Source organism: Nostoc sp. JL34 (genome assembly GCF_017114945.1).
GTDB lineage: Bacteria > Cyanobacteriota > Cyanobacteriia > Cyanobacteriales > Nostocaceae > Nostoc.
Map to the genome: position 1 here is coordinate 1 of NZ_JABXKQ010000055.1, position 25,502 is coordinate 25,502.

Below are 25,502 nucleotides of genomic sequence, written 5' to 3' on the forward strand. Positions count from 1 at the left end.
AACCCACCCACAAATGAGACTGGATGCTGAGTAAATTCTCTGAATATAGGTGACAATTCATCAATGAACATTAAGAGACTCCTGGCACTATCGTAAAAAATTATTACTTCTTAATTGATCGTAACGTGTTGAGCGATGTTGGGCATTGGGCATTGAAAAGAGTCAGAGGAGTAGGGGGAGGGGGCAGAGGGGAAAATTCTTCTCCCTTGCTCCCTGTAGTCCCCAGTCCTGAGTCATTTCGCCTTATGAGCTTGGTTGCTGATCGGGAAACATACACTTATCAGAATCACAACCACTAGGGCCAGCCTCTGTCATTTCGCCTGAATCGTAGCGACTTAGCACTGCACAGAAATCATCTGTTTTCCGCCGTACTTTCACCTCTTGATTCAAGCGATCATAGGTGGATTTATCTATTGGTTCAAACGGCAAACGTGGGAATGATTGCAGATCGTCAAAACGGGCTAAAAGAGCTGCTGAAATATATCCCTCATCATTCTGGATAGTTTCGTAGATGCGCTGTCCAAGGCTTTCTATTTCATCAGAGCGAAGTTCCAAAGTAGCTGATGTGTTATGAGTCACGTACCAACGTTGAACCTGGAGGACAAAATCAAATTGGGCTAAGACTGAAAACTTAGAAACATCAATTTTATCAGCCCCTTGTAAATCAGCCCAAGATACAGAAACAGGAATTTCTACTAGCCACTCACTCACCCGTGGATCAAAAGGATCATTGAGCAAATTACCTTGTTCATCTTTATCTGATTGAGAAGGAATGACGTTGTAACCATAGTCAATACAAGCTAAGGCTACTGGGTCATTTTTGCCAAAAGTGATGCGGCGAATAAATCTTTGCGCTTTCGGGGGATGCCATCCTGAACTAGCATTGGTTAATAAAGCTTTAGTGCCACTAGGTTGAACTGTGGTGCAACGATTTGGACGTTTGAGATTGTGGCGATCGCAATAATCCCAAACTACCCGATGTACAATATCTCTCCAAGAACTGAGGTATTTCTCTTCCTCACGCTTGAAAGCTAATCCTTGTGGAGTTGCTGGTCTTCCTTCTTCCCACCAGCGCAGCCAATTAACACCAAAAGCATGGACAAAGAAATCAAATAAACCTGTAAAAGAAACTCCCACAATTGGGTCTAATTCACGGCTGTATTGATAGCGTGGTTCCAGGAATTTGTGATTTAAAAGTGCTGCTACAGATAGTGCCCCAGCAGTGAAAGCTTCCTCTTGTTCTTTGTAGTTATGTGGATCAATTTGATTAAGGTGAACCTCTGACAAATTACAGTGGAAATTAGAGCCGATGATTTCCAGATTTGTTACCCTAGAGGCTTTTTATCCCCTAGTTCTACTGCTTGATTATTTGCAGTAGCTCCGCGTACCTTTTGCAGATGTGAAATTAGATAATAAAAGTGTTTTTCACATCCGCCCCCGCACTCTTGGAGAGATTATATTCTAGATACCAATTTCGGATGTAATCTAGTTTCACTCTCTACGCTGTACGGTGTCAAAGACTTTTTACTTCCTTTGATTACCACGGGATTAGCATCTCAGCTTTCCCCGTTTTTGCGAGGTTTTTAACGTGAGGCAAAATCAATTACCACACGGATTTAGCCCATAACGAGCTAAACGATGTTCTAGCTCATTAGCATCCAGATTTGGATAACGTTCTTTTAACCACTCTTTTGCTGTTCCTTGTTCATAAGCTTGCAAAAAACTAACTTTTAGAGATTGTGTTGGCAGTAAATCAATATTTGATCGCGCTACAGCTTCACCAGCCCATTGAATCGCTCCCTCGCCACTATAATATTGTTTGCCGACAGCACCAACACATTCTTCTAAGGTCGGTTTGCGGTGAAAAACTCTGGTATGATTTGCCATCCTGAGTGCATCCCGCTCTGGATCGATTCGCCAATTGCCATTTTCATCTTGCTGCCATAAGTTATCTTTGGCGGTGGCTGCTAAGTCATCTCCAGAATCAAACTGACGCATACCCGCGCTTCTTCGGATATTACCTGCAACAATTGTTACAGCAGCTTGATCAATTAACAGACAGCATTCAACTGAATTTAATTGTCTTCCCACAGCTTTATTCAGAATAGAAGCACAACGCTGATAAAGTCCGGGCAATTTCACCGGATTTGCAACTCCTCCAAAGCCGTTGAGAGTTTCTCCTGCTTTTCGGACATCGCTGATATCAACGAATACTTCAACTTCTGCTGAAAAGTGTTCATCAGTAGAGAGTTCTAATAAGGCTTGATATGATTCAACCCAACCTTCACGGCTATCTCCAACGTGAATAGTGACGTTATTGCCTTCTATATGAGTTTCAGTATATTCACGTCGTTGTTGAACAGGAGTGCTGCCAATTTCACCTTTTACAGTGACATTTAGTTGATTACGGATGGGGGGCAACTGGTTTATAAATTGTGGTTCTAGGACTGCTCCAGTGCCACAGCCCATCATTGCTAGATCCATCATTAAGCCGAAGGCACTCCAGTCTTCGAGATTGGTAGAAGTGCAATTATATGCCCCGGAAAAGTTCTTTGGCTTGGTTATCCAGTCTGTATTACCCTAAGCCACATTGTCGCCAATGTGACTCGGCTTCAGAACCGTGCGTGATACTTTCGCATCACACGGCTCCTCAATGATTTGGCTCTTGTCATGAGTACCGTCTCGTTTGGTTTTGATGTCATGGCAGTGTCTATGTAGTAGTTGGTAATTTCCGTAAGTATCCTTTCCACCTTTAGATCGGGAGAGAATATGATCTACTTCCATTACATCTCCATCTCTGAAGTGAAGACTACATTCTGTGCATTTTCCATTCTGCTTTTTCAGCAGTTTGGAGACTCTAGTAGGTAATTCGGCACTTTTACCCATGCGGGTAGCCCAATAGGTTAGGTCGCCATTATACGGGCTGACTTCCCCTTTTACTTTGACGAATTTCTGGATATGGAAATCACCGTGATATACAAGATATAAACTCTTGTTATCTGTAATTGACCGGAATACCCAAGATGACCCATCTTTAGTGCCAAAATATTTCCTAATCCACCGTTTTGTAGATTTGTGAAGATGTCTAGCTTTAGTCCATGCAATTAGCTTCCATGTCAGAAGATGGTCTAGCTCTTTAAAGATTTCAGCACTGTTGACTTTAGAGTAATAGTTACTCCATCCAGTGATGATTGGGTTTAGACGCTTGATTAGCTCAAGTTGCGATTGACAAGATTTTAAATTATCAATTTCGTTAGCTAACCTTTGGTAGTGAGCTTTAACAGCCTCTTTACTTGGCTTAATGTATGTTTTGTAGCCTAGTGGTTTTCCATGTGTGTTTTTACCTGTTGCGTACTTTCCTACTGGGTATTGACGGATATTAAAGCCAAGGAAGTCCAAACCGGGGGTTTCTTCACTCATTTTTTCCAAGGTGTGGGTTATACGAGTTTTTTCTGGTCTAAGTTCTAAACCAATATCATTAAGGAATTCCTCAATCAGTGCTTTAGCCCTCATAAGTACATCCAATTTGGGATGTAGGATGACAAAATCATCGGCATATCTGACTAAGGTGATTTCCTTCTCGTTATTGTCCTTTTTCCCTGGAAGGGTTCGGGCAAATTCCTTGACAATCTTTTCCATTCCGTGTAAAGCGATGTTTGCTAATAGTGGTGAAATTACACCACCTTGAGGGGTTCCTTTATCAGTTGGAAACCATGTTCCGCTATCATAAACACCAGATTTAAGCCATGCTTTAATCTGTCTGCGGAGTTTTGGAAACGTATTGATTTTATTCAACAGTTTCTTATGGTTGATCTTGTCAAAACATTTCGCAATGTCGGCATCTAGAACATATTTGCTCTTTTGCTTAATTGCCACTTTGACACCCTCAATAGCATCCATACAACTTCTGCCAGGGCGGAATCCATAGCTGTTAGGCTCAAACTTGGCTTCCCATTCGGGTTCCAAAGCTAGTTTCACAAGTGCTTGTTTTGCTCGTTCGGTAATCGTCGGGATACCCAAAGCAGGCAGCGTGTTGCGGGGGTTCCCCCCGTTGGAGCGACTGCCGTGTCGTTTTTCTGTTTTCCCAGGCTTGGGAATCCATACTCTACGGGTAGGTGCGGATTTATGGTTTAGTTCTAGTGCTTCCACTACCTCAAACCGGGCTTTAGGCGTTAATGCCTTTTTCCCATCTATTCCGGCAGTGTTCTTACCTTGGTTATCTTGAGTTACTTTACGCACTGCAAGCATTTTGGCAGACCAGGAATTTAGAAGAGTCTTTTGCAATTTACGCACTGCTTTGACATCTCCCCTTTGAGAGGCTTGATAGATTCTCTTTTGCAACTTAAACACTGTGCGTTCTAGCTTGCGCCAGTTCACTTGTGTCCATACCACCATCGGATTTTTCCGTGTTTTAGTCATTTACATTGCTTGTTAAAACTCTATCTTCCAAATCATCGGGAATCTGTCAGCGTATCCATACCCATTACAGGTAGGCATTTGCTTCTGATTCCATCTCTTCTTGTTAGGGCTTGCGGATTGGTTCCTACTCTAAAATCGACCTCTTAGAGAGCCACAGACAAGATTACTTCGTTCCGTATAACCTTTTGTTTGAGTGTTTAGGACGATACTACTCAGCCGGAGACAGAAAAGCGTGACCTTTATGGCGGTACTTTCGGGTTCCTATGTGTCTCAGTGTCTTTTTGACCGCAGCGTATCAACCATTCTTTTCGCTGCTTAATGGATTACGACTGTTCAGACGTATCTTCACTTTCGTTGTCCATGCACTCTTGCTTGCTGGGATTCACCTCATGGTTTGGTTTTACCAGCGTTTTTCCCCGCTTTACCCTTTGATAACCAGTCGCTAGGTAGGGGAAATGCTTTCACTCCCACGCTTGGAGGATAGGACTTTGTGATGGATAATCACATCACCTATAAGGCTATACAGTTATCAAGGTTCGGATATCCGTACATTACTTATTCGGTTATCCGCTTGGGTATTTGTAACGGATTTCTAAGAACCTAGAGAGTCATCCCAAGGCTACAGAATAGCCGAAAAGCGTTTCCTATAGCCAGTTTCGACTCAACGAATCACACACCACCAACCCATAGCCAGCGTCCACTGGGCATAGCTTTCAAGTTACGCTGCATCTTATCCAGTGTGGCAGCTTCTTCTTGAGTTAGCTTTCCCAACTCGACTAAGCCGAGTATAGTGCGATCGCATACCTCATCCCATGTTTCCCTTAGTCCCGCCTTTGTCCGGCGGCTATAGGTTCTAAAAAATACGGGATTAGCAGCCGGTGCAGTTTCTGGAAACCTTGCACTCTGGCGTGTTCTTTCGAGATTCTGAACCATATATCAAGTGTCTTGCGTTCTTGTTGCGTGCGGACAGATTATGACTATACGCCAAGTAGTTTGAGTATTAAAGATTGTCAAATTGTCCACTTTACGCTACCTCTACTCGGCACTAATTACAACAGAAATTTATGATGTATAATATCTCCTACCCTTGGGTAAGAGATAGATACTAAGTTTTAATTAGCACTATCTGTTTTAAGTAAATTATCTCTATCACCCCATCTTCAGGCTGATTATCACTACTTAACGCTCCGCTACCGCTAACTGTACTCAGGACTCTTCATTAGTTTCCCCCAACTAGCAGTGATAGTTAAATAAGTTGCGGCTGTCAGTCAAATCCAAACAATTAATTCCAATCTCTTGGGAACTATAAATTTAGTTACAGGAAATTGATTATGAATGATGAATGGGAACGTCTAAATCCTGATGATGATGTTGTGCATTTTCACCAAGAAGTATTTGAAAATTTACCCTGCACTCAAATAGTGTTTCAGTTATTAAAGGAAGTCAAGAAAATTTGGGAAAAACACTGTCCATCGTCAGGGTCAAGAGTATTTGGGGAAGGATTTGAATGTTATGTTTTAATCCCTGGTCAACAATGGCGAACAGGTAAAATTAGAGTTCGCCTAGAATTTTGCCCTGATGAAACTGAAATCGAAGACAAACAAGAAGATAATCGATTAGACATCATACAGGAAAGCTCTCCGCTCGATGACCTTCGGCAGCAACTCAAAGAGGGTGAAAACTAATACCAAAATTGTAACTGTTCATGCACGTTGATATACACCGATATACAGCACATTTCATCTCAATGAAGTACACAAGGGCGGGCATCTTGCCCACTCCACAAGAATTATCATATTAAGATGTGTACTTTATTTACTTGCAAAGTGCTGTAATAGAAAATTATCTGTGTCCGTGTGCGCTGAAAAAACAAAATGGTATGGACTGCCCTACATGCAAAAATACATCGCACCATCCGCTCGCGCCACTTATTTGAGCGCAACCAGCGGCTATTAATCGCTGTCTCTGGCGGACAAGATTCTCTGTGCTTAATGAAATTACTTTTAGATTTAAAATCAAAATGGGGATGGCATTTAGGTATCGCTCACTGCGATCATCGTTGGCGTTCTGACTCGGAGGCTAATGCTAACCACGTCGAAAACTTAGCTAAAACTTGGGGTATATCGTTTTATTTAGAAACAGCAAATAAACCTGTAAATAGTGAAGCTACTGCACGCGATTGGCGCTATCAAGCTTTAAGTGCGATCGCTCAGGTAAATAATTATCAATATATAGTTACAGGACACACCGCAAGCGATCGCGCCGAAACTCTCATTTACAATTTAATTCGCGGTACTGGTGCTGATGGCTTACAAGCCCTAACTTGGCGACGCCCTCTAACTACAGAAATTATGCTAGTGCGTCCACTTTTAGAAATCACTCGAATACAAACAGAGCAATTTTGTCAAGAGTTTAAATTACCAATTTGGGAAGATTCCACCAATCAAGATTTGCAATATGCCCGCAACCGTATTCGCCAAGAGTTAATACCATATTTGCGAGATAATTTCAACCCTAAAGTAGAATCAGCCTTAGCCCAAACAGCAGAACTTCTGCAAGCGGAAGTGGAATATCTGGAAAAAGCTGCCCAAGAGTTGCGGGATCGGGCATTGGGCATGGGGTATGAAGAAGATTCTCTTACTTCTATTCTTCCCTTACGGTTAAATCGTCAGGTATTGCAGAAAGCACCATTGGCGTTGCAACGTCGGGTGATGCGTCAGGTATTGCAGCAAATACTGACTGATGCCCCCAGTTTTGAACATATCGAAAAATTAACGGCTTTAATTATAGCGCCCAACCGATCGCAAACTGATCCATTTCCTGGTGGTGTGATCGCTCAAGTAGAAGGCGACTGGATCTCTTTTAAATAAATGGGATTGGGGATGGTGGGGCCCCCTCTGGGGATAAGAAGTAATGGGAATTGGGGATTTGCGATTGCATCTGAAAACTGTATCAGTCCAGTGTAAGTTAGACTCACTTACAAATTCAATTTCCTGTCTTTTGATAATATCTATGCGATCGCTAGTTTTCACAACCCGCCAAGAATTGCGATCGCAAATATCATTTTTAATTCTCATTCCCTTACCCCCACACAGAGTTACCATAATCGCAGGTCGCCTAGTGGATGCTGAAAATGATTGACCCCTACGACTTTGAAGATGATGACTTTGACTTTGAGGATGAGGATTTATTGAAAATAAAACCCACCAGCCAAATGACTGAAGGGGAAAAGCTACAGCGGTTTAAGCGGTTCTTCGACAGCAGTAGCCGTGCTATGTTGCAAGACTGTCTATTTCGTATCGTCAATTACGAAGATGGTACGGGTACGTTAGAAATTCTTTGCCCTAACGAAGTCGTAAGACAACGCCTTTCCAAGAAAAAGCGCAAAATTAACAACAATATCAACACCTGCTGGAGCCATATTAGATGGTTTTCGCTATGTGTCCAGCAAGATAGTGAGTTGCATTGTCAGAAGTTTACCCGTAATGGCGATTTGGTGGCATCTTAGCTGGTTAGCTGGGAATTGGGGAAGGTGGAGTCTCCTCTGGGGATAAGGGGTAATGGGGATTGGGAACTAAGAGGACAAGGAGAATAACCCATACCCAATGACAAATGACAAATGACAAATGACTGACTAATAACAAATGACTAAAAAACAAAAATTTCCTTACCTAGTTGGTTCTAAGTGGACGGCACAGCAAAAAGTTGATGGCTGGAGGCACTTCCAAGTAGTCAATCGGAAAAATCAGACTAAGTGGGTTTACGCCGAAATGGTTGCAGCTTGTGATCCTAAAGTCCGTTTTTGGATAAATGCCAAATTATTACAAGATAACTCGCAGTGGCAAGCTGGCTGGCAAACATTACAGGAAATCCACGGACTTGAAACTGAAGTGTCCTGATTTGCCTTTTTCCTAGGTAACTGCAAGAAATAAATTATCCAATATTGTGGGGTGGGCGTCTCGCCCGCCTTCGACTACGGGCGGGCGAGACGCCATTAGTGTCAACTTAAGGTTAAAACCCATTTGTCAACGATAGGTTTTGTTAGGAAGGAAGTATAAAGGTGAACTTTTTTCTGACTTTTATACGCAAGCTGGGAGTGATGCTAATAAACAAAGCATTAATAGTCCATGAAAAAGTTCGTTTTTTGTCCCTTGAAAACCGAATTTTTAAGCCTAAATGCTTATTGACATAGGAAGTTTGAGCTTAACTTGACACCAATGGCGAGACGCCCACCCCACAAGAGTTAATTGGATATTTTTTTATTTGCAAGTCCCCTAGTCTATGACTGGGAATGCCCATTAGTGTGCTGCCGCCTCCAACACTTGCGGCAGCCGAAATATTTTAATCATCTTAGACAATATCTGGAAATTTAATAATTTTTTACAAAATCACACTAACTTACTCTCAAGCAGCAATTAAATGGTTGTGACTACCGACTGAAAACTGCCAATTTATCTGCGATACCTTCGGTGAGCTACGCTAACGCAAATTCCAGTAGTATTTCCAGCATCAGGCTGTATATACCTCTGTTTACCCTTGACCCTACGTCCCAATACCCTGAAAACACGTTGTCAGAACATCAGCTAATTCTATGAAAACCATTCAAAAAAGCCAATTATAGGTTTTTTTATTTTGTAACTAATTTTATAAAAATAAGTAATAAAAACTTTTTATTGACTGTTTTTAGACCTATTAAAGTCTTTGAGATTGATAAAAGCCCAAATAGAGTTAATTAAGTTTTAAAACGTGATATTAGACCGTTTTACAGATTAAGAGCCACTTTCTTTTCTATGTAATTTGCACAATAATGACATTCACATACCTCACGCATCGCCATCTCAGGACAGGTGAAGGCAAATGTTTGAGCCACAAGTTTGACAAAAAGCTATAAGAGGCAAACAACAGTGAAACTAGCAGTCTACGGAAAAGGTGGTATCGGCAAATCCACAACTAGCTGTAACATATCAGTCGCCCTAGCTAAACGTGGCAAGAAAGTGCTGCAAATTGGTTGCGACCCCAAACATGACAGTACCTTTACCCTGACTGGGTTTTTGATTCCGACAATTATCGACACTCTCCAAGAAAAGGACTATCACTACGAAGATGTCTGGCCAGAAGATGTAATTTATAAAGGCTACGGCGGTGTTGATTGCGTAGAAGCTGGTGGGCCACCTGCGGGTGCTGGATGTGGCGGCTACGTAGTCGGTGAAACTGTGAAATTACTTAAAGAACTCAACGCCTTTGATGAGTACGATGTAATTCTCTTTGACGTTCTGGGTGACGTAGTTTGCGGTGGTTTTGCAGCACCACTCAACTATGCAGATTACTGCCTGATTGTTACAGACAACGGCTTTGATGCTTTGTTTGCAGCTAATCGGATTGCTGCTTCAGTCCGCGAAAAAGCCCGAACTCACCCACTGCGTTTAGCTGGGTTAATTGGCAACCGCACCTCCAAGCGCGACTTGATTGAAAAATATATAGAAGCTGTGCCCATGCCAGTTTTGGAAGTTTTACCTTTGATTGAAGATATCCGTGTTTCCCGTGTGAAAGGGAAGACTTTGTTTGAGATGGCAGAGCAAGATCCTTCCCTAGACTACGTTTGCGACTACTATCTCAACATCGCCGACCAAATTTTGGCGCGTCCCGAAGGTGTTGTACCTAACGACACACCAGATCGGGAGTTGTTCTCTTTGTTGTCCGATTTTTATCTAAATCCGGGTAAACCCCAGGTTCCTAATTCAGAAGAGGAACTAGACTTGATGATTGTATAAATCACCAAGTTCTCAGGATGGGGGACAATAACATGGCATTCTTTAACAGCTTTACGGATTCAATAAAGCAAAAGTGGTTGCAATTTTTCCAGAATAATCGCGACTGGATTACCCTGCACATGCAAGTGGAATCAGTGTACACCCCTGATGGCGGAAAGCGACCACCTTCTTACCTCATCCTGGGAGTTCTTAACGCCCTAGAGCCAAAGCTAGCGCAGTTAATGTTGCCCTTTGCCAAACTTAATCCTGACGCCGATACCCTAATTGAGGTGCTGGATTTGCATTTTGACCCAGATTTAGCTCTCGGTAATCGCTTTGTCGGCAACCCAGAAGTAGAGAGATACGTAGAAGAAGCAGCAGCTATCGTTGACGAAAAGCCTGAAGATGAAACATTGACACATTCTCATACAAATGGCTTTGCAGCGGTAGCGGTAGTTCAAGAGTTCGCAATCCTGGATTCTGATAATGAAAGTCTGGGGATTGGCGAGTTGGAGGAAACGGAAAATGGCTTTGGCGATATTTCCTTAACCAACGGACACAACTCAGAAGATGAGTCTCTCCAAATCTCTAGTTTAGAAGCAGATGAGTTTGGGGAAATTGCTTTCGATTCAACAGCTGCAATGGAAGTAAAGCTGGATGAAGACGAGGCGCTTGAAGATAGTCCACTAGACGAGAATGCGTTTAAAGACGTGTTATCAGATGTCTGGGGTGATGAAACAGCTTTGCAAAAGGCTGAAGAAAATAACGATTTTTTAGGGGAAGAACTGCCAGCAGGCGTTTTTGATGAATCAGAAATTGCCCGTCTCTTCCCCAACGCTTAATTATTGCCGTTCCTCACAATTTTAAGTTTTAGATTTGGGGTTTTGGATGAGGAATTAGGGAAATTGTCGTTAGACAGAGGATACTTTTGTTGTCCCAGCCTTTAATCCAAAATTATCAATCTAAAATCTGAAATTGGTTGAACTGCCATTAAATATCAAGGGGAGAAAAAACCAAAATGACTGTTGCTCAACAACCAGAAGCTTTAAGCTTTGAATGTGAAACTGGGAATTACCATACTTTTTGTCCAATTAGCTGCGTGGCGTGGTTATACCAAAAAATTGAAGATAGCTTCTTTTTGGTGATTGGGACAAAAACTTGTGGCTACTTCCTGCAAAATGCGATGGGGGTGATGATTTTTGCTGAACCCCGCTATGCAATGGCAGAGTTGGAAGAGGGCGATATTTCCGCACAACTGAGTGATTATGAAGAGTTAAAGCGGTTATGCTTGCAGATAAAACGCGATCGCAATCCTAGTGTAATTGTCTGGATTGGCACTTGCACCACCGAAATTATCAAAACAGATTTGGAAGGTTTAGCACCGAAACTAGAATCTGAAATTGGGATTCCCATCGTTGTCGCGCGGGCAAATGGTCTAGATTACGCTTTTACCCAAGGGGAAGACACCGTATTAGCAGCAATGGCTAACCGTTGTCCTGATAAGTCTCCAGTGGCGGAAACAGAGAAAATTGAACGAAATGCGATCGCAAAATTGCTCAACTTTGGTAAAAAGAAAGAAGATGTCGCCCAAGATGAGTCTGAGTACGTAGATCATCCACCACTGGTTCTCTTTGGCTCCCTTCCCGACCCCGTGGTTACTCAGTTAACCTTGGAACTGAAGAAACAAGGCATCAAAGTTTCCGGCTGGCTACCCGCGAAGCGCTTCACAGAATTGCCAGTACTGGAAGAAGGGTATTATGTCGCTGGTGTCAACCCGTTCCTCAGCCGCACAGCTACCACCTTAATGCGTCGCCGCAAATGTAAACTCATTGGCGCACCCTTCCCCATTGGCCCCGATGGCACCCGCGCTTGGATTGAGAAAATCTGCTCGGTGTTTGGTATAACTCCCAAGGGTTTGGATGAACGGGAAGCACAAATTTGGGCCGGCTTGGAAGATTACGTCAAACTGATTCGCGGTAAATCTGTATTCTTCATGGGTGATAACTTGTTGGAAGTTTCCCAAGCAAGATTCTTAATCCGTTGTGGGATGACTGTTCACGAAATCGGCATTCCATACATGGATAAGCGCTATCAAGCTGCTGAGTTGGCATTGCTGGAGAAAACTTGCCAGGAAATGAATTCACCTCTGCCAAGGATTGTAGAGAAGCCGGATAATTACAATCAACTTCAACGGATTTATGAGTTGAAACCAGATTTGGTAATTACTGGTATGGCTCACGCTAACCCATTGGAAGCACGCGGTATTAATACAAAGTGGTCTGTGGAGTTCACTTTTGCTCAAATTCACGGCTTTACGAATGCACGTGACATGTTAGAGTTGGTGACTCGTCCGTTGCGTCGGAATAATAATTTGAAAGATTTGGGCTGGGATAAGTTGGTGAGAGAAGAAGCAAAGATTTAAATTTGGGTTTGGATTGAGCAACAGCATAATAGTATGTTAGGGGCGAACTTTTGGGTTCGCCTTTTTTTACGAACCGCAGAGGAAGAGGAGAAATGGTGATAATCAAAAATGCTAAAATTTTTATATTACTCTTAGTTTTTTACTTCTTAAGTTAATAGAAATTACAAAATTGTCTCCCCAAGGACAAGTAATTATTCCCCAATCTTTGCGGGAAGCTCATCAATGGGAATTAGGTCAAGAATTTATTATTGTCGATATGGGTGATGGAATTCTTTTAAAGCCTAAGAAACTTCTTCCAGAAACCAAATTAGATGATGTAGCAGGTTGTTTAAAATATCAAGGAAAACCTAAAACTCTTGAGGATATGGACAATGTAATTCGCCAAGGTGTAGAGGAATAAGTGATCAGGGGCTTCCTTTAAAAAATAAAATTATTGAGATGAAGAGGTAAAACCCACTTAATAAGGGTTAAAAGTAGTTGCTTGACTAAAATTAACCCAAATTAATTAAACTACCAAATAACCTTCATTAGGACGGTCAGTATCTGAGCGATTATCCCTTTCACCAGCATAGGTAGATTCTTGACTTTTCGTTGGGCCACCACTAGCATAAATGTTCTTTATATCAGGGTTAGCAGGTTGCCAAGACCAACTATCTACTGGTGGTATATCATCTTCTCCCTTCATAGGTTCCAAGAAACGAGTTGCGAACACTTTCATACAGGATTTTCCTTCAAAGAATAGGTTTGGTTAAGCAAGCAAAGTGAATCAGCTAGTGCAGTAGTAATTGGAAGACCAGTAAGATCCTCTATCCAAAGCCACTGTCCGATAGAGTTGACTTCCAAAAAATACCATTCACCCAATGGTGTCACAATAAAGTCTAGCGCACCATACTCTAGACCCATTACTTCCATAAGTTTGTCTACCTGTAGCCTCACAAGTTCAGGAGGTTCCATAGAGTAGTGTGGAGTTCTTGGCAAATCATAACGTCGCCAATCTACCTTTGTTGAGTCTGAGAGTTGCGATTCAATTCTGCATAGAAAATGTCTACTACTAACAATAGTCCATCTTACTTCATAAGCTTTTTCAATATATTGTTGAACTGTTATGGGATTCTCTCCAGTCTCTGTAAATTGAGCTAAATCATCTAGGCTAATCTTATTAGTGTAAAAGCCAACAACCTTCTGCTGTTCGTTTCTATAAATATCTTGATGGAGTAATTTAAATGCTACCTGACCACCATATAAGTTACAAAAATCTTCAATTTCTTGCTTAATATTTGATGTTAATGTAGCTGGCACTTTTAAACCAATTTCTCTAGCTACAGACCACTGATATAGCTTATTGTCAGCCTTTATTACTAAGGGTAAAGGCGATATCCAAGGATGTTGAGAAAGAGCATGATACAAACCAAGAAGTGAGCGGTTCCATTCATTCCGCCAAATTATTTCATCAATAGTTTCGGATTCACGCTCCTCAAGTGACAACTCAACAAAACCTTTACGAACCCATATTGCACCTATCTCACAAGTGGTAATTCTACCCTGATGAGTATAAATAGTTGTATTATTATCTCTATAGGAAAAAGACGTTTTCGACAAAGCCTCTTTATCAAGGTTCAATCGATATATAAGTTGGTTTTTGTCTTTAAGAACACTCTCGATAGCATCAGCGTGAGTATCAGCAGTATCCGCAATAATGAGAATAGATTTTGGCATATATCTCGATTCCTTATATTTCCAAATGAGATAATGAGCGGTGACTTCCGAGAACACACCAAGTATTTGCACCACTCTCAGTATTACCACAGTGCTATTAGTGTATAAGAATTTAAATATTTCTGGTTCGAGTTGTAATCTGTTTAATGAATTGGGCGCGGCTATTTTTTAACCAGAAGATGCAGAGCGATCGCAGATACAATCATAAGTAAAAGCAAGCAGGTAGAAAATGGCTGAAATTGTCACCCTTCAACTCCCTGAAACATTGGCACAAAAAGCAAAGGAAATCGCTGCTTTCACACATCGGCGGCTTGAAGATGTATTACTAGAATGGATTGACCGTGCCATTACCGAACTACCTGTGGAGTCATTACCGGATGAGCAGGTTTTGGCTATGTGCGATATGCAAATGGAAACTCAGCAGCAAGAGGTTTTCAGTGACTTGCAAGCGCGTCACCGAGAGGGACAGCTTAATGATGCAGAAGTTCGTCAACTAGATGAACTCATGCAGGTCTACCGACGTGGCTTAGTAAGTAAAGCAAGAGCCTTAAAAGTGGCTGTTGAACGTGGTTTTAAACCTGCCCTCAATTAATAACAATGGCCCGTATCTCAACAGATACTCCTGATAACTTGCAGAAATTCCTTTAGTACAGGTGTCATATCTTCTTCCCGCCACACTACAGCCGTTTCTACTAATGGTGTTTTCTCCTCCAGAGTGCGATAAACTACACCAGCCCTCTGAAGATTTTGCAATGAAGATGGTGCGATCGCAATCCCCATTCCCGCTGAAACCAACCCGATAATTGTCTGCATCTGAATCGCTTCTTGAGTCACTTTGGGGCTGAAATTTCCTTGCTGACAAAGACTTACGATCTGGTCGTAAAGTCCGGGACCCAAATGGCGAGGGAACATGGTAAAGTTTTCGTTTACTAGCGATCGCACTGAAATCTTTTCTTGTTCAGCTAAGGGATGAGTTTCCAACATAGCCACAATTAAAGGTTCTTGCTGAATGCACTCTTGATTGAGTGTGTTGTCTTCTAAGGGTGGATGGGCAAAGCCTACATGGATGCGACGTTCTTGTAGCGCTTGCTCCTGCTGAGTTGTGGTTAATTCGTTCAAAATCAACTCTACTTCTGGAAACTGTTCTCGAAACCGCCGCAAAATCACAGGAAGCAAATCATAAGTTACCAAACTGGTAAACCCAATTCGCAGTAGTCCTTTTTCACCTCTTCCTATTTTTTGGGTTAGCTCAATTGCTTTTTCCAGTTGAGCCAAAAGTTGATAAGCTTCTTGCAAAAAAACTTGCCCCGCTTCCGTTAGTTGCACCTGTCGCTTGGTTTTACGCTGAAACAGTTCTACCCCCAATTGCGCCTCTAGTTGCTGAATTTGCTGGCTTAAGGGCGGTTGAGCGATGTGCAGTCGCTCGGCGGCTCTACTGAAGTGCAGTTCTTCAGCGACAGCAATAAAGTAGCGCAGATGTCGCAGTTCCATTTTTTTGATATTTTATAAGTTTTAATTTTATTTAAATATATATTGGACATCTGAAAAGTACCTGCTTATGATATTCATACAAATATTGCAGGGAATCAGAGCAATGCAGGAAAAGTATACTCCAGGCTATTCGAGTAATGCGACGAATTTTATGGCAAAACGCAGCTTAGATACTCATGGTGCGTTTTTCAAGCCTTATTTACGTCCAGGAATGAAATTGTTAGATTGTGGCTGTGGCCCTGGGACGATCGCTTTAGGTTTAGCAAAAGTCATTGCCCCTAGTACGATTACAGGTATTGACACAGAAGCGTCTCAAATTCGGATAGCTGCTGAGAGTGCTTTCACCCAAGGTGTCAGTAATGCTAATTTTCTGGAGGGGAATATTTATGCTTTATCCTTCCCAGATAATTCCTTTGATGCAATCTTTTCCCATGCGCTGTTTGAGCATCTTCAAGAACCGGCGCAGGCGTTACGGGAACTGTGGCGAGTTTTGAAACCGGGGGGAATTGTTGGGCTTCGTAGTCCTGACTGGGGTGGGTTTTTGATTGCACCGTATACACCAGAACTCGACAAAGCATTTTCTTATTACAAGTGGCTTCAGCAGCAAAATTCTGGTAATCCTTACGTAGGTAGAGAGTTACGTGCCCTGCTGCGCCAAAGTGGGTTTACTAATATCAAAGCTTCGGCTTCTTATCAATGTTATGAGCCGCTGAGTGAGGCTACAGAATATTTGGCGCTGCTAATTGAGGCTTCTGCAAAGGTCGATCAAGCTGTCGGGGAGGAGTGGACTGATGAGCGATGCCTGCAACGGGCTACGCCTACGCTGACAGCAATGAGCCATGCTTTGCGAGAATGGAGTCAGCACCCAGATGGATTTTTTGCTCAAGCTTGGTGTGAAGTTGTGGGACAAAAGATTTATTGATTACAAGGTGGTTTCATGAAGAAAATTGGATGCTGTTTGTTAGTTTTAGAGAATTTGTGACAAAAACTTGCGTGTTCTTTCTTCTTTGGGGTTGCTGAAAAATGCGTCAGGGGTAGCTGACTCGACGAGAGAACCGCTATCCATTAAAATAACTCGGTCGGCGACTTCACGAGCGAATCCAACTTCGTGGGTAACGACTACCATTGTCATCCCATCATGGGCAAGACCTCGCATTACATCCAAAACTTCGCGTACCATTTCTGGATCTAAGGCTGAGGTGGGTTCGTCAAACAGCATAATTTTAGGTTGCATGGCTAAAGCACGAGCGATCGCTACTCGTTGCTGTTGTCCACCAGACAACTGTCCTGGATATTTTTGTGCCTGTTCTAAAATTCCCACTCTTTCTAATAGTTGCATTGCCAATTCTTCAGCTTTTGCCTTTGGCGATCGCCGTACCCAAATTGGTGCTAAAGAGATATTTTGCAGCACTGTGAGATGAGGAAATAAATTGAACTGCTGAAATACCATTCCCACTTCTCGGCGAATCGTTTCAATATTTCGCAAGTCATGGCTGAGGGTAATGCCGTCGATTTCAATTCTTCCCTTTTGGTATTCTTCTAAAGCGTTAAATGTGCGGATAAAGGTAGATTTACCTGAACCAGATGGCCCCATCAACACTACGACTTCTCCACGATTGACTGTCAAGCTCACACCCTGAAGAACGTGGAATTTACCATACCACTTGTGAACATCTTCAGCAACAATTATTGATTGTATCTCTGACATAATATTTAAATTCCGAATAATGAATATTATTTTTATAATGACAAATGACTAATGACGAATGACTAATGACTAATGACTCAACTGTCTCTCTAAGCGCCGAGAAGCTAATGACATGCAGTAACAAAATATCCAGTAAATAAATCCAATAAACAGATAAACTTCTGCATAGCGACCGATAAACTGTGGTTGTGCCAATATGGAACGAGCAATACCTGTGAGTTCTACTAATCCCACCAAAGATAATAATGAAGTGTCTTTAAATAAGCCGATAAACTGACCAACGATCGCAGGAATAACGGCACGCAAGGCTTGAGGTAAGACGATTAATAAAATCACCAAGGCTGTATTTAATCCTAGCGCTTTCGCAGCTTCAATTTGCCCACGAGGAACTGATTGGAGTCCACCTCGCACATTTTCTGCCATATATGCAGCACTAAATAAAACCAATCCAGCAATTGCTCGTAATACCCGATCTAAACGCACATCTGCTGATAGAAATAATGGCAGCATTACTTGAGCGAGGAACAGAATCCCAATCAGTGGCACTCCTCTGACAATTTCAATGTACAGGATAGAAAACCAACGGACTACGGGTAAATCACTTGTACGCCCTAAAGCAAGTAAAACTCCAATGGGAAAGGAAAGCACAATACTGACTATTGCCATTAGGAGAGTAAGTAGCAAACCATTCCACAAATTTGTGGATACAGATTGCAATCCCAATCCACCACCAATTAACCATAAAATTATCGGGAAAGACAATAACCATAATAGAGAAAGCCAAGGAGTTAGTACTTTAGTAAACTTTCCTCCAAGCCAAAAACCTACAAATAACAAAACTGCAATTAACAATAACCAAAGGCGGGATGTCAAGTCTAGTGGTAAAACAACTAACAAAATGCCGATGATGAAAGCAAACAAAGCAATTCCGCGCTTGGTTATCTGTTGCTTGCCAAAGAATACACCCCCAGTTATAGCGCTTAAAGTCGAAGCGATCGCCAGCACAATCCAAGTTCGCCAATATAGCGTTTGCGGAAATCTACCAACTAAAAATAAACGTAAATTAACCTGAATTACCGCCCATTGTGCTTGAGTTGTTGCCCAAGTTAGAATTCCTCTCACTACCCAAAATATCAACACCAGACAGACAACAGTTAACAAGCTGTTGTACCAAGTACTGAACAGGTTTTTACGTAGCCAAGTTAATTTGTCATTTGTCATTTGTCATTTGTCATTTGTAAAGACTCATAGTTCAACCTCAGAAACTCAACTTTCGAGTTCAAAGGCTCAACTTCCGAGTTCAAAGGCTCAACTTCCGAGTTCAAAGGCTCAACTTCCGAGTTCAAAGGTGCAACTTCCGAGTTCAAAGGCTCAACTTCCGAGTTCAGAGGCTCAAATCTCAACTTAAACTGCTTCTTGATCCCCCTCATCTCCCCCATCCTCCTTATCTTTCTTTAATTTGCACGCTGTGATTGAATAAATTCATAACTACAGAGATGGTCAAACTCAAGGTGAGATAGGTGACTATAATCAGTAATATTACTTCAACGGCTTTCCCCGTTTGGTTAAAAGTGGTGGAGGCGACAAAATAAATATCGGGGTAGCCGATGGCGATCGCTAAACTGGTATTTTTCGTCAAATTAAGATATTGACTCGTCAATGGTGGAATGATTACCCGCAAAGCTTGGGGAAAAATCACCAACCGCATTGCTAACCCTGGTTTTAATCCTAGCGATCGCGCTGCTTCCCATTGTCCCTTCGGTACTGATTGAATCCCACCTCGAACAATTTCCGCAATAAACGCACCTGTGTAAAAAGTTAATCCCAACAGCAAAGTTGAAAACTCTGGTGATAGGTTAAACCAAGGGAGTTCTAAGCCATTCTGACTAATGCCAATAAAACCCCAAAGGGATATCTTATTTTCTGTTTTGGGGAAACTGAGAAAAACAGCAAAGTACCAAAACAGCAATTGCAGCAGTAAGGGCGTATTGCGGAAAATCTCCACATAAACCATAGTGATATTCCGCACTAACCAGTTGTCAGAAAGTCGGGCAATCCCAGCACCTACCCCTACAATTGTTGTGAAAAAAATTCCTGCAACCGCCACCCGCAAGGAGTTGATTAACCCCACCCACAAAGCATGACTGTAGGTGTCAGTGGGTTTGTAGCTAATCAGCGTCTCGCCAATATCAAAAGATGCTTGTTGCTTAAGAAAATCAAACCCAAACTGAATACCCAATTGCTGCAAATTGCGCTTGAGATTGCCCCATAGTATTACTACTACAACTGCTGCTAAAAATACGGCAACTAATTGCAAGGCAATCCGCCAAAAGCGATTATCACGCCATATAGGCGGTTTTGAATTAGTCATTTGTCATTTGTCATTTGTCATTGGGCATGAGTTATTCTCATTGTCCCCTCATCTCTTCTATCGGAAAGGCGGAGAATAAAGCAGTCCGCCTTGACTCCAGAGTTTATTTTGACCACGAACTAGATTAAGTTTTGTCTTAGGGCCGAGGTTGCGATCGTAAATTTCGGCGTAGTTACCAACGTGCTTAACTATTCTGGCTGCAAAGTCGTTAGTTAAGGCTAGTCCTTCGCCAAGATTGCCTTCGGTTCCTAAAAAGCGCTTAATATCTGGGTCGCTACTAGTAGCGAACTGACCCACATTCTGGGAAGTAATGCCCAATTCTTCGGCTTTTACTAGAGAATAAACCACCCACTTAACAGCATCACTCCACTTAGCATCCCCTTTGGCCACTGCTGGTGCAAGGGGTTCTGAAGAAATCACTTCATCGAGAATCACGTTATCTTCTGGTTTAGGTAAAATCGTTTTTCGCGAAACTAATGCTGAACGGTCAGCTGTAATGCCGTCGCAACGACCTTCAGCATAGGTAGCAAAGGTAACGTTAACGTCTTCAAAGACAACGGGTTTGTAAGTGATGCCCCTTTTCCGCATTTGGTCTGCTAAGTTCTGTTCGGTAGTAGTTCCAGTTTGAACGCAGATGGCTTTATTCTTCAGGTCTGCCAGAGACTTAATCTTGCTATTTTTGCGAACCATTATACCTTGTCCGTCATAAAAGACCACAGGTGCAAATTCCAGACCTACTGTGGTTCCGCGACTAAGTGTCCAGGTAGTATTGCGGCTGAGAATGTCTACTTCCCCAGTTTGCAAAGCTGTAAATCGCTCTTTGGAATTGAGATTGCGAAATTCTACTGCATCTGGCTTATCAAATAAAGCTGCGGCGATCGCTCGGCAAATATCTACATCAATACCGCTGTATTTACCATCAGTTCCCACAAAGCTAAACCCTGGCACTTCACCACTGACACCGCAAATTACCTGACCACGGCTTTTAATATTATCCCAACGATTTCGAGTTACTGGTGCAGGTGGAGCATTGCCTGGAGTGCCGGGTGTACTTGCTGTTTGTCCTGAATTTCCACCACAACCAGCGATCGCAAAGACTAGAGGTGCGATCGCTAGAATTAAAGCTGAGTTACGCATGAACTTCATAAGTTACTAGATAATAAAAAATGTATTACTCACTACAATCATTCAGTGTAAACAATTTGTTGCTTGTAATATAAAACTGTACCAGCCTCTGTGCTATATTCATTCGCTTTTCAAAGCGTTAATTGAAGTTTTTACTTGTATTTTCAAAATCCTCAGATGCTATGTAGAAATTATCTCAACTTGGCTTCAGCTTTCGAGTTTGATTTAAAATACTGCCACCATCCTTGATCTAGCAATACACTCATTAAACCTAGAAGAGAATATTCAAACTTAAACGAGTTAGTGCTATATCCTTCACTGGGTAAGATTTGAAAAATAGTGCTTATCGCTTCTTTTATAATCAGCAAGAGTCCTTCAAAAAATATCATTCACAGCGCCGAATGATCATCTATTTTTCTTATCTTCAATGCCCAACACCCAGGGAAGGGACTGGGGATTGGGGACTAGGGACTAGGGACTGGGATATTTTTGCTAATACCTAATACCCAATCTCCAGTACTCAATCACCTTGCACACTTCTATGCGATCAGAAGTATCCACACCAACCCAAACAACTACCGCTAGCAGGTTAAACTAGGTCTGATAACAACTGCTCCGCGTTCCTTATGAGGCTTTTATGGGAGCTAACCTCGAACAGATTGCCAACTATTTAGATAAACTTGGTTGGGACTACCGTTTTGATGATGAAGAAGACCGAATTATAACAGGTGTGGAGGCTGATAACTTAGAAGATTTCCTAATAGTTGTCCAACTGGATGAAGAAGGAAAATTTTTTCGGGTATTTGCCCCTCAAGTTCTGGCAGGAATCCAAGACCATCCTCACAAGGCAGCTATCCTACAGACAATGCTTGCCATTTCCTGGGAAACCAAAATGTTGCAATGGGAGTATGACCCATCCGATGGTGAAATCCGTGCCATTATTGAGTTTCCTCTAGAAGACTCGATTCTCACAGAAAGACAATTTCACCGTTGTCTGAGTGGATTAATTCAGATTGTGGATGGCATAGCCATACCTCGTCTGAAAGAAGTGATGGCAACAGGTCTTGATCCGGGAAATATAGAACTTGGGGAAAGACTGTTACTCAGTATCCAAGAAGAAGCCCCAGGATTGTTAGATTTGCTAGAAAAAGCAATGGAAGCGCGAAAAAAGAGAGGAAGTTTTCCTAGTGAGTGAGACGGATCATCACTTAAATAGCTATACTCCAAAGTGATACCCTCACTATATACATGAAATTTTCTGGGGCTGGATATTATGACATCCTATGCAACCTCCTCTGCCAAAGCGGAAATGAGTGAACTACGGCGGTTGAAAGGCTTACTACCGCCAGAATTGCAAAGCTGGGTTACGGTTGAAGGCACAACTGAGGTCAATCCACCCCTGGTTCGCTGCGAAGAAATTGGTAAAGACCAGGTAGAAATTCAAATTGACTTGGTGAAATGGGATGCCCTCGCAATGGATCAGCGTAATTTGCTGTTCTGGCATGAAGTTGCCCGCGTTCAAAATGACACAATTCCCAAAGATGGTTGGGAAATGGCAGCACTAGCCATTGGTTTAGGTGGTGCTGTCGGCGAATTGTGGGTACAAGATGGATTGCTGCTGGTGTTAGCTTTGTCGCTTTGTGGCGTGTCAGGCTGGCGACTGTACCAAAAGAATAGTGGGGAAAAGCAACTCAAAGAATTGCTCAATGCTGATGAGAAAGCGATCGCTTTGGCAACTCGTTTCGGTTATAGCCTCCCCAATGCCTACAAAAGTCTTGGTAGCGCCTTAAAAACCCTGATTGACAATACTCCTAGTAAGCGCCAACGGTCGAAATACGAAGCAAGACTTTCTGCCCTCAAACGCAGTGCCAATAAGGCAAAAGCTAAATCCAAAACTCCAGATGAGGGGGCACTGTAAAAACCAGAAATTAGGTTGGGTGGGTATTGCCCACCCCACATAATACCTAAATCAACGTGAGTTTGAGGAACCTCTCCCTGCCTTGAATTTTAGTTCAAGTTTGTCTCCGACTCGCAGAGGGAAGGTTTTGTGTAGTAAAACCTCTTAGTGGTCTTTTGATTGAGCTAATTAGACTGCCTACTGAGGGGGCTGCTTCCTCGCTAATTAGCGGCAACAGCCCAATTAGCATTTCACAAAATCTTGCTTTTTTCTTGACTACATCTTTATCAAACTCAAATTTTACAGCTGGTTCAGCATTTTATGCGTCTGGGGGATCACACGCACATGCTTGACAAACCTCTTCATTAAAGCTTGCCAGGTCAAAACTTGATCGCTTGAAGGTGCAAGCACAGGTATTGGAGAAAATTGTTCAGATACTGCCAAAGGCGTAACAGGTTGTAAAAATACTGAGATATCTGGATTAACCTCTGCCACCAACGAAGCTGAACGTTCCAACTCGGCGGGATCTGTGTTGTGAGACACAATTATCTTGACAAAAACATTTAAATATGAGTCATGACATAATTGGAGAAATTTAGCATGTTCTTGCCAATGACTTTCGCCGCTAACACTGGGCAATTTGAAATCCATACCTACAGAGTCTAAGTAGGGGAGAATCATTGCTAGTTGTTCTGGGCGATGTCCGCCAGTTTCTAAGTATATAGGTAGACCAGTTATGGCTCGCACTTGGGGTAGAAACTGGGTTAAAAATGTGGCATGAAGAAGTGGTTCGCCTCCAGTTAAGCTAATGCTATCGTGTAGACAAGGTAGATTTTGCCGTTCCACCCATTCGATTAATATGGGTAATGGGACAGGGTTAGAGTGGATTTCAAAGTCGCGCAATCCAGGCGATCGCTCTATCCGACAAGTAGCAGGTGCATTCCAAGTGTGGGCACTATCACAAAAGTGACAGCGCAAATCACACAAGGCAAAACGAATAAATATTTGACGTGTCCCTACATTCAGTCCTTCCCCTTGAATGGCAGAAAAGACCTCAATCAGGCGTGCGGTAGGTGTAACCGTATTTTTAGCAATCATTTGATGAGAGCAACGCGATCGCGCTGCGTCGGCACAACAGCAAGGATGTTTTTTGGCTTCTTGTTCTATTGTGAATCGTCGCTAGCGATCTCCAATCTCAGCCCCGGTAAATAGCAGTTAGTCCTTATTACTACTGATTCCAATATTAGGTTAAGTAATTTTTGTAGGACAAAATAATGTTTGGCAGATTACATTATACATGGCAACGAAAGTGCAAAGCTTCATGACTAGCCAACCGACAGAGGTCGATTTTCCAGTTAATTCTATAAACGACACGGCTATAGTGCAGGTGCCTACGCGGTTGAGCGTGCTGGAGGCTTTAGGCTTTAAGCAAACCTGCCAAGGCTTAATCCAGCCCAATTCATATCCCAAGCAAATCATCATTGATTTTCACCAAACTACTTTTATGGATAGTAGTGGTTTAGGTGCCCTGGTCAGTAATTTTAAATACGCTCAGGCAAAAGGGATTACATTAACACTGCGGAATGTAACACCTCAGGTAATGGCAGTCCTAAAACTCACGGGATTGGATCAGGTTTTTCTCCTAGAGTCTGTCAAAGGTGGATCGTTAATAGAACAAGAAGATTTAGTAGATAATCGGAAGACAACTTCCCGCAAAGTAGAGCCGTTACCCACTACTCACCCTTCTGTGGCATCTTGGATGAAACGGTTATTAGACATTGTAGGGTCAGTGATTGGTTTATTAATTACAGGAGTTTTGTTTATTCCGATTGCGATCGCTATTCAAATTAATGATCCTGGGCCCATTTTCTTTAGTCAAACCCGCTGTGGTTGGATGGGGAAGCGGTTTGAAATTTGGAAATTCCGCTCTATGTGTGTGGATGCGGAAGCGAAGAAATCCCAAGTCAAAAATCAAGTGCAAGGTGCCTTTTTCAAGAATGAGAATGACCCCAGAATTACCAAGGTAGGGCGCTTTTTACGGCGAACTAGTCTTGATGAATTACCCCAATTTTGGAACGTCCTCAAAGGAGAAATGAGTTTAGTAGGTACTAGACCACCTACACCTGATGAAGTAGAACGTTATGAAGTACCGGAGTGGCAACGTTTAGATGTAAAACCCGGTATGACTGGTGAATGGCAAGTAAATGGACGTTCTACAGTCCGTAGTTTTGAAGATGTAATTCGCCTAGATTTGCAGTATCAAAAAAATTGGAGTTTGGTGTACGATTTAAAGCTAATTTTCAAAACTATAGCTATTCTGTTTAACAGAAACAGTGGTGCTGTTTAGCTAATTACCCTTATTCACAATTTTTTGGTAACTCCCAACTCTCACGATATTCTTAAATACACCCAAGCCTAAAATAGGCTTGGGTAAATTTTAGGTTCACTTATATACAACACCACGCAAATGTCATATCAGGTTCGGTTAAATACTTAGGGACTTCCAAATAAAAAAATGTACAACTATTTATTGTGGGGTGGGCGTCTCGCCATTGGTGTCAAGTTAAGAAAAATAGAAACTTGTCAAGTGGGTAAAGCTCAGT

The 25,502-nt window shown here is 42.2% G+C and carries 24 protein-coding genes and 3 pseudogenes; 14 read left to right on the forward strand and 13 right to left on the reverse strand.

All coding sequences use genetic code 11. The features are described 5' to 3' along the window. Positions 1–243: 243 nt before the first annotated feature. The 4 genes and pseudogenes from nrdJ to HWQ44_RS11140 form a co-directional block, all read right to left on the reverse strand. Positions 244–1,317: pseudogene (nrdJ, locus tag HWQ44_RS11125) on the reverse strand (ribonucleoside-triphosphate reductase, adenosylcobalamin-dependent); the annotation flags it as partial. Between the two features lie 288 nt (positions 1,318–1,605). Then, positions 1,606–2,487: pseudogene (locus tag HWQ44_RS11130) on the reverse strand (ribonucleoside-triphosphate reductase, adenosylcobalamin-dependent); the annotation flags it as partial. A 93-nt stretch (positions 2,488–2,580) separates the two neighbouring features. Continuing rightward, complete coding sequence (gene ltrA, locus HWQ44_RS11135) at positions 2,581–4,419, reverse strand: group II intron reverse transcriptase/maturase (protein WP_292718415.1); 1,839 nt, start codon at positions 4,417–4,419, stop codon at positions 2,581–2,583. A gap of 672 nt (positions 4,420–5,091) precedes the next feature. Further along, positions 5,092–5,352, reverse strand: a pseudogene (locus HWQ44_RS11140) (ribonucleoside-triphosphate reductase, adenosylcobalamin-dependent); the annotation flags it as partial. A gap of 398 nt (positions 5,353–5,750) precedes the next feature. Here HWQ44_RS11140 and HWQ44_RS11145 point away from each other — a divergent pair. From HWQ44_RS11145 to HWQ44_RS11185, 9 genes are all read left to right on the forward strand, one after another. Further along, positions 5,751–6,104, forward strand: a complete 354-nt coding sequence (locus HWQ44_RS11145; RefSeq protein ID WP_292718417.1) for a KGK domain-containing protein — start codon at positions 5,751–5,753, stop codon at positions 6,102–6,104. Positions 6,105–6,293: 189 nt separating this feature from the next. Then, complete coding sequence (gene tilS, locus HWQ44_RS11150) at positions 6,294–7,289, forward strand: tRNA lysidine(34) synthetase TilS (protein ID WP_292718419.1); 996 nt, start codon at positions 6,294–6,296, stop codon at positions 7,287–7,289. 43 nt (positions 7,290–7,332) lie between these two features. Further along, the gene (locus HWQ44_RS11155) at positions 7,333–7,560 is read left to right on the forward strand and encodes a hypothetical protein (RefSeq protein WP_292718421.1); all 228 of its coding nucleotides are present in this window, start codon (positions 7,333–7,335) and stop codon (positions 7,558–7,560) included. After that, the gene (locus tag HWQ44_RS11160) at positions 7,544–7,927 is read left to right on the forward strand and encodes a hypothetical protein (RefSeq protein ID WP_292718423.1); all 384 of its coding nucleotides are present in this window, start codon (positions 7,544–7,546) and stop codon (positions 7,925–7,927) included. The genes HWQ44_RS11155 and HWQ44_RS11160 overlap by 17 nt, the downstream gene beginning before the upstream one ends. A 136-nt stretch (positions 7,928–8,063) precedes the next feature. Next, positions 8,064–8,318 (forward strand): TIGR02450 family Trp-rich protein, encoded by a 255-nt coding sequence (locus HWQ44_RS11165; RefSeq protein ID WP_292718425.1) that lies wholly within the window; start codon positions 8,064–8,066, stop codon positions 8,316–8,318. A 1,005-nt stretch (positions 8,319–9,323) separates the two neighbouring features. Then, on the forward strand, positions 9,324–10,190 hold the full coding sequence (bchL, locus tag HWQ44_RS11170) for a ferredoxin:protochlorophyllide reductase (ATP-dependent) iron-sulfur ATP-binding protein (RefSeq protein WP_012410753.1): 867 nt from the start codon (positions 9,324–9,326) through the stop codon (positions 10,188–10,190). 32 nt (positions 10,191–10,222) lie between these two features. Beyond that, positions 10,223–11,011, forward strand: coding sequence for a DUF5331 domain-containing protein (locus HWQ44_RS11175; protein ID WP_292718426.1), 789 nt, complete (start codon positions 10,223–10,225; stop codon positions 11,009–11,011). 176 nt (positions 11,012–11,187) lie between these two features. Further along, positions 11,188–12,591, forward strand: coding sequence for a ferredoxin:protochlorophyllide reductase (ATP-dependent) subunit N (locus tag HWQ44_RS11180; protein ID WP_292718428.1), 1,404 nt, complete (start codon positions 11,188–11,190; stop codon positions 12,589–12,591). Positions 12,592–12,745: 154 nt separating this feature from the next. Further along, positions 12,746–12,991: an AbrB/MazE/SpoVT family DNA-binding domain-containing protein gene (locus HWQ44_RS11185; protein WP_292718455.1), complete on the forward strand. Its 246-nt coding sequence runs from the start codon at positions 12,746–12,748 to the stop codon at positions 12,989–12,991. Between the two features lie 105 nt (positions 12,992–13,096). Here HWQ44_RS11185 and HWQ44_RS11190 read toward each other — a convergent pair whose 3' ends face one another. Beyond that, a complete protein-coding gene (locus tag HWQ44_RS11190) occupies positions 13,097–13,309 on the reverse strand; it encodes a hypothetical protein (RefSeq protein ID WP_292718429.1) in 213 nt (70 codons plus the stop codon). After that, positions 13,306–14,307 (reverse strand): hypothetical protein, encoded by a 1,002-nt coding sequence (locus HWQ44_RS11195; RefSeq protein ID WP_292718431.1) that lies wholly within the window; start codon positions 14,305–14,307, stop codon positions 13,306–13,308. Before HWQ44_RS11195 ends, HWQ44_RS11190 begins: the two co-directional genes overlap by 4 nt. Before the next feature lie 229 nt (positions 14,308–14,536). Between HWQ44_RS11195 and HWQ44_RS11200 the strand changes: the two genes are divergently transcribed. Beyond that, positions 14,537–14,899, forward strand: a complete 363-nt coding sequence (locus HWQ44_RS11200) for a hypothetical protein (protein ID WP_292718433.1) — start codon at positions 14,537–14,539, stop codon at positions 14,897–14,899. A 17-nt stretch (positions 14,900–14,916) separates the two neighbouring features. On the opposite strand, the gene HWQ44_RS11205 is transcribed toward HWQ44_RS11200, so the two are convergent. Then, a complete protein-coding gene (locus HWQ44_RS11205; RefSeq protein ID WP_292718435.1) occupies positions 14,917–15,798 on the reverse strand; it encodes a LysR family transcriptional regulator in 882 nt (293 codons plus the stop codon). A gap of 103 nt (positions 15,799–15,901) precedes the next feature. On the opposite strand from HWQ44_RS11205, the gene HWQ44_RS11210 reads away from it, so the two are divergent. After that, positions 15,902–16,720, forward strand: a complete 819-nt coding sequence (locus tag HWQ44_RS11210) for a methyltransferase domain-containing protein (protein WP_292718437.1) — start codon at positions 15,902–15,904, stop codon at positions 16,718–16,720. Positions 16,721–16,765: 45 nt separating this feature from the next. Here HWQ44_RS11210 and HWQ44_RS11215 read toward each other — a convergent pair whose 3' ends face one another. From HWQ44_RS11215 to HWQ44_RS11235, 5 genes are all read right to left on the reverse strand, one after another. Continuing rightward, entirely contained in the window at positions 16,766–17,506 is a 741-nt protein-coding gene (locus HWQ44_RS11215; protein WP_292718439.1) for an amino acid ABC transporter ATP-binding protein, read from the reverse strand. A 69-nt stretch (positions 17,507–17,575) separates the two neighbouring features. After that, positions 17,576–18,727: an amino acid ABC transporter permease gene (locus HWQ44_RS11220; protein WP_292718440.1), complete on the reverse strand. Its 1,152-nt coding sequence runs from the start codon at positions 18,725–18,727 to the stop codon at positions 17,576–17,578. Beyond that, positions 18,724–18,936 carry a hypothetical protein gene (locus HWQ44_RS11225; RefSeq protein WP_292718441.1) on the reverse strand — a complete coding sequence of 71 codons (213 nt, stop codon included), beginning with the start codon at positions 18,934–18,936 and terminating at the stop codon, positions 18,724–18,726. The genes HWQ44_RS11220 and HWQ44_RS11225 overlap by 4 nt, the downstream gene beginning before the upstream one ends. A gap of 14 nt (positions 18,937–18,950) precedes the next feature. Next, positions 18,951–19,877: an ABC transporter permease subunit gene (locus HWQ44_RS11230; protein WP_292718443.1), complete on the reverse strand. Its 927-nt coding sequence runs from the start codon at positions 19,875–19,877 to the stop codon at positions 18,951–18,953. 57 nt (positions 19,878–19,934) lie between these two features. After that, the gene (locus HWQ44_RS11235; RefSeq protein WP_292718445.1) at positions 19,935–21,014 is read right to left on the reverse strand and encodes an amino acid ABC transporter substrate-binding protein; all 1,080 of its coding nucleotides are present in this window, start codon (positions 21,012–21,014) and stop codon (positions 19,935–19,937) included. A gap of 625 nt (positions 21,015–21,639) precedes the next feature. Here HWQ44_RS11235 and HWQ44_RS11240 point away from each other — a divergent pair. Further along, positions 21,640–22,197 (forward strand): hypothetical protein, encoded by a 558-nt coding sequence (locus HWQ44_RS11240; RefSeq protein ID WP_292718447.1) that lies wholly within the window; start codon positions 21,640–21,642, stop codon positions 22,195–22,197. Positions 22,198–22,275: 78 nt separating this feature from the next. Next, positions 22,276–22,920, forward strand: a complete 645-nt coding sequence (locus tag HWQ44_RS11245) for a DUF3318 domain-containing protein (protein WP_292718449.1) — start codon at positions 22,276–22,278, stop codon at positions 22,918–22,920. Positions 22,921–23,199: 279 nt separating this feature from the next. Here HWQ44_RS11245 and HWQ44_RS11250 read toward each other — a convergent pair whose 3' ends face one another. Further along, positions 23,200–23,997 (reverse strand): 7-carboxy-7-deazaguanine synthase QueE, encoded by a 798-nt coding sequence (locus HWQ44_RS11250; RefSeq protein WP_292718451.1) that lies wholly within the window; start codon positions 23,995–23,997, stop codon positions 23,200–23,202. Positions 23,998–24,196: 199 nt separating this feature from the next. Between HWQ44_RS11250 and HWQ44_RS11255 the strand changes: the two genes are divergently transcribed. After that, positions 24,197–25,246 (forward strand): sugar transferase, encoded by a 1,050-nt coding sequence (locus HWQ44_RS11255; RefSeq protein ID WP_292718453.1) that lies wholly within the window; start codon positions 24,197–24,199, stop codon positions 25,244–25,246. Positions 25,247–25,502: the final 256 nt, after the last annotated feature.

Bases quoted from the DNA above. Each gene is read 5' to 3' on its own strand.
- ltrA (WP_292718415.1), bottom strand. From the start codon at position 4,419: ATGACTAAAACACGGAAAAATCCGATGGTGGTATGGACACAAGTGAAC.
- HWQ44_RS11145 (WP_292718417.1), top strand. From the start codon at position 5,751: ATGAATGATGAATGGGAACGTCTAAATCCTGATGATGATGTTGTGCAT.
- tilS (WP_292718419.1), top strand. From the start codon at position 6,294: ATGGTATGGACTGCCCTACATGCAAAAATACATCGCACCATCCGCTCG.
- HWQ44_RS11155 (WP_292718421.1), top strand. From the start codon at position 7,333: ATGGGAATTGGGGATTTGCGATTGCATCTGAAAACTGTATCAGTCCAG.
- HWQ44_RS11160 (WP_292718423.1), top strand. From the start codon at position 7,544: ATGCTGAAAATGATTGACCCCTACGACTTTGAAGATGATGACTTTGAC.
- HWQ44_RS11165 (WP_292718425.1), top strand. From the start codon at position 8,064: ATGACTAAAAAACAAAAATTTCCTTACCTAGTTGGTTCTAAGTGGACG.
- HWQ44_RS11175 (WP_292718426.1), top strand. From the start codon at position 10,223: ATGGCATTCTTTAACAGCTTTACGGATTCAATAAAGCAAAAGTGGTTG.
- HWQ44_RS11180 (WP_292718428.1), top strand. From the start codon at position 11,188: ATGACTGTTGCTCAACAACCAGAAGCTTTAAGCTTTGAATGTGAAACT.
- HWQ44_RS11190 (WP_292718429.1), bottom strand. From the start codon at position 13,309: ATGAAAGTGTTCGCAACTCGTTTCTTGGAACCTATGAAGGGAGAAGAT.
- HWQ44_RS11195 (WP_292718431.1), bottom strand. From the start codon at position 14,307: ATGCCAAAATCTATTCTCATTATTGCGGATACTGCTGATACTCACGCT.
- HWQ44_RS11200 (WP_292718433.1), top strand. From the start codon at position 14,537: ATGGCTGAAATTGTCACCCTTCAACTCCCTGAAACATTGGCACAAAAA.
- HWQ44_RS11205 (WP_292718435.1), bottom strand. From the start codon at position 15,798: ATGGAACTGCGACATCTGCGCTACTTTATTGCTGTCGCTGAAGAACTG.
- HWQ44_RS11210 (WP_292718437.1), top strand. From the start codon at position 15,902: ATGCAGGAAAAGTATACTCCAGGCTATTCGAGTAATGCGACGAATTTT.
- HWQ44_RS11215 (WP_292718439.1), bottom strand. From the start codon at position 17,506: ATGTCAGAGATACAATCAATAATTGTTGCTGAAGATGTTCACAAGTGG.
- HWQ44_RS11220 (WP_292718440.1), bottom strand. From the start codon at position 18,727: ATGACAAATGACAAATTAACTTGGCTACGTAAAAACCTGTTCAGTACT.
- HWQ44_RS11225 (WP_292718441.1), bottom strand. From the start codon at position 18,936: ATGAGGGGGATCAAGAAGCAGTTTAAGTTGAGATTTGAGCCTCTGAAC.
- HWQ44_RS11230 (WP_292718443.1), bottom strand. From the start codon at position 19,877: ATGACTAATTCAAAACCGCCTATATGGCGTGATAATCGCTTTTGGCGG.
- HWQ44_RS11235 (WP_292718445.1), bottom strand. From the start codon at position 21,014: ATGCGTAACTCAGCTTTAATTCTAGCGATCGCACCTCTAGTCTTTGCG.
- HWQ44_RS11240 (WP_292718447.1), top strand. From the start codon at position 21,640: ATGGGAGCTAACCTCGAACAGATTGCCAACTATTTAGATAAACTTGGT.
- HWQ44_RS11245 (WP_292718449.1), top strand. From the start codon at position 22,276: ATGACATCCTATGCAACCTCCTCTGCCAAAGCGGAAATGAGTGAACTA.
- HWQ44_RS11250 (WP_292718451.1), bottom strand. From the start codon at position 23,997: ATGATTGCTAAAAATACGGTTACACCTACCGCACGCCTGATTGAGGTC.
- HWQ44_RS11255 (WP_292718453.1), top strand. From the start codon at position 24,197: ATGGCAACGAAAGTGCAAAGCTTCATGACTAGCCAACCGACAGAGGTC.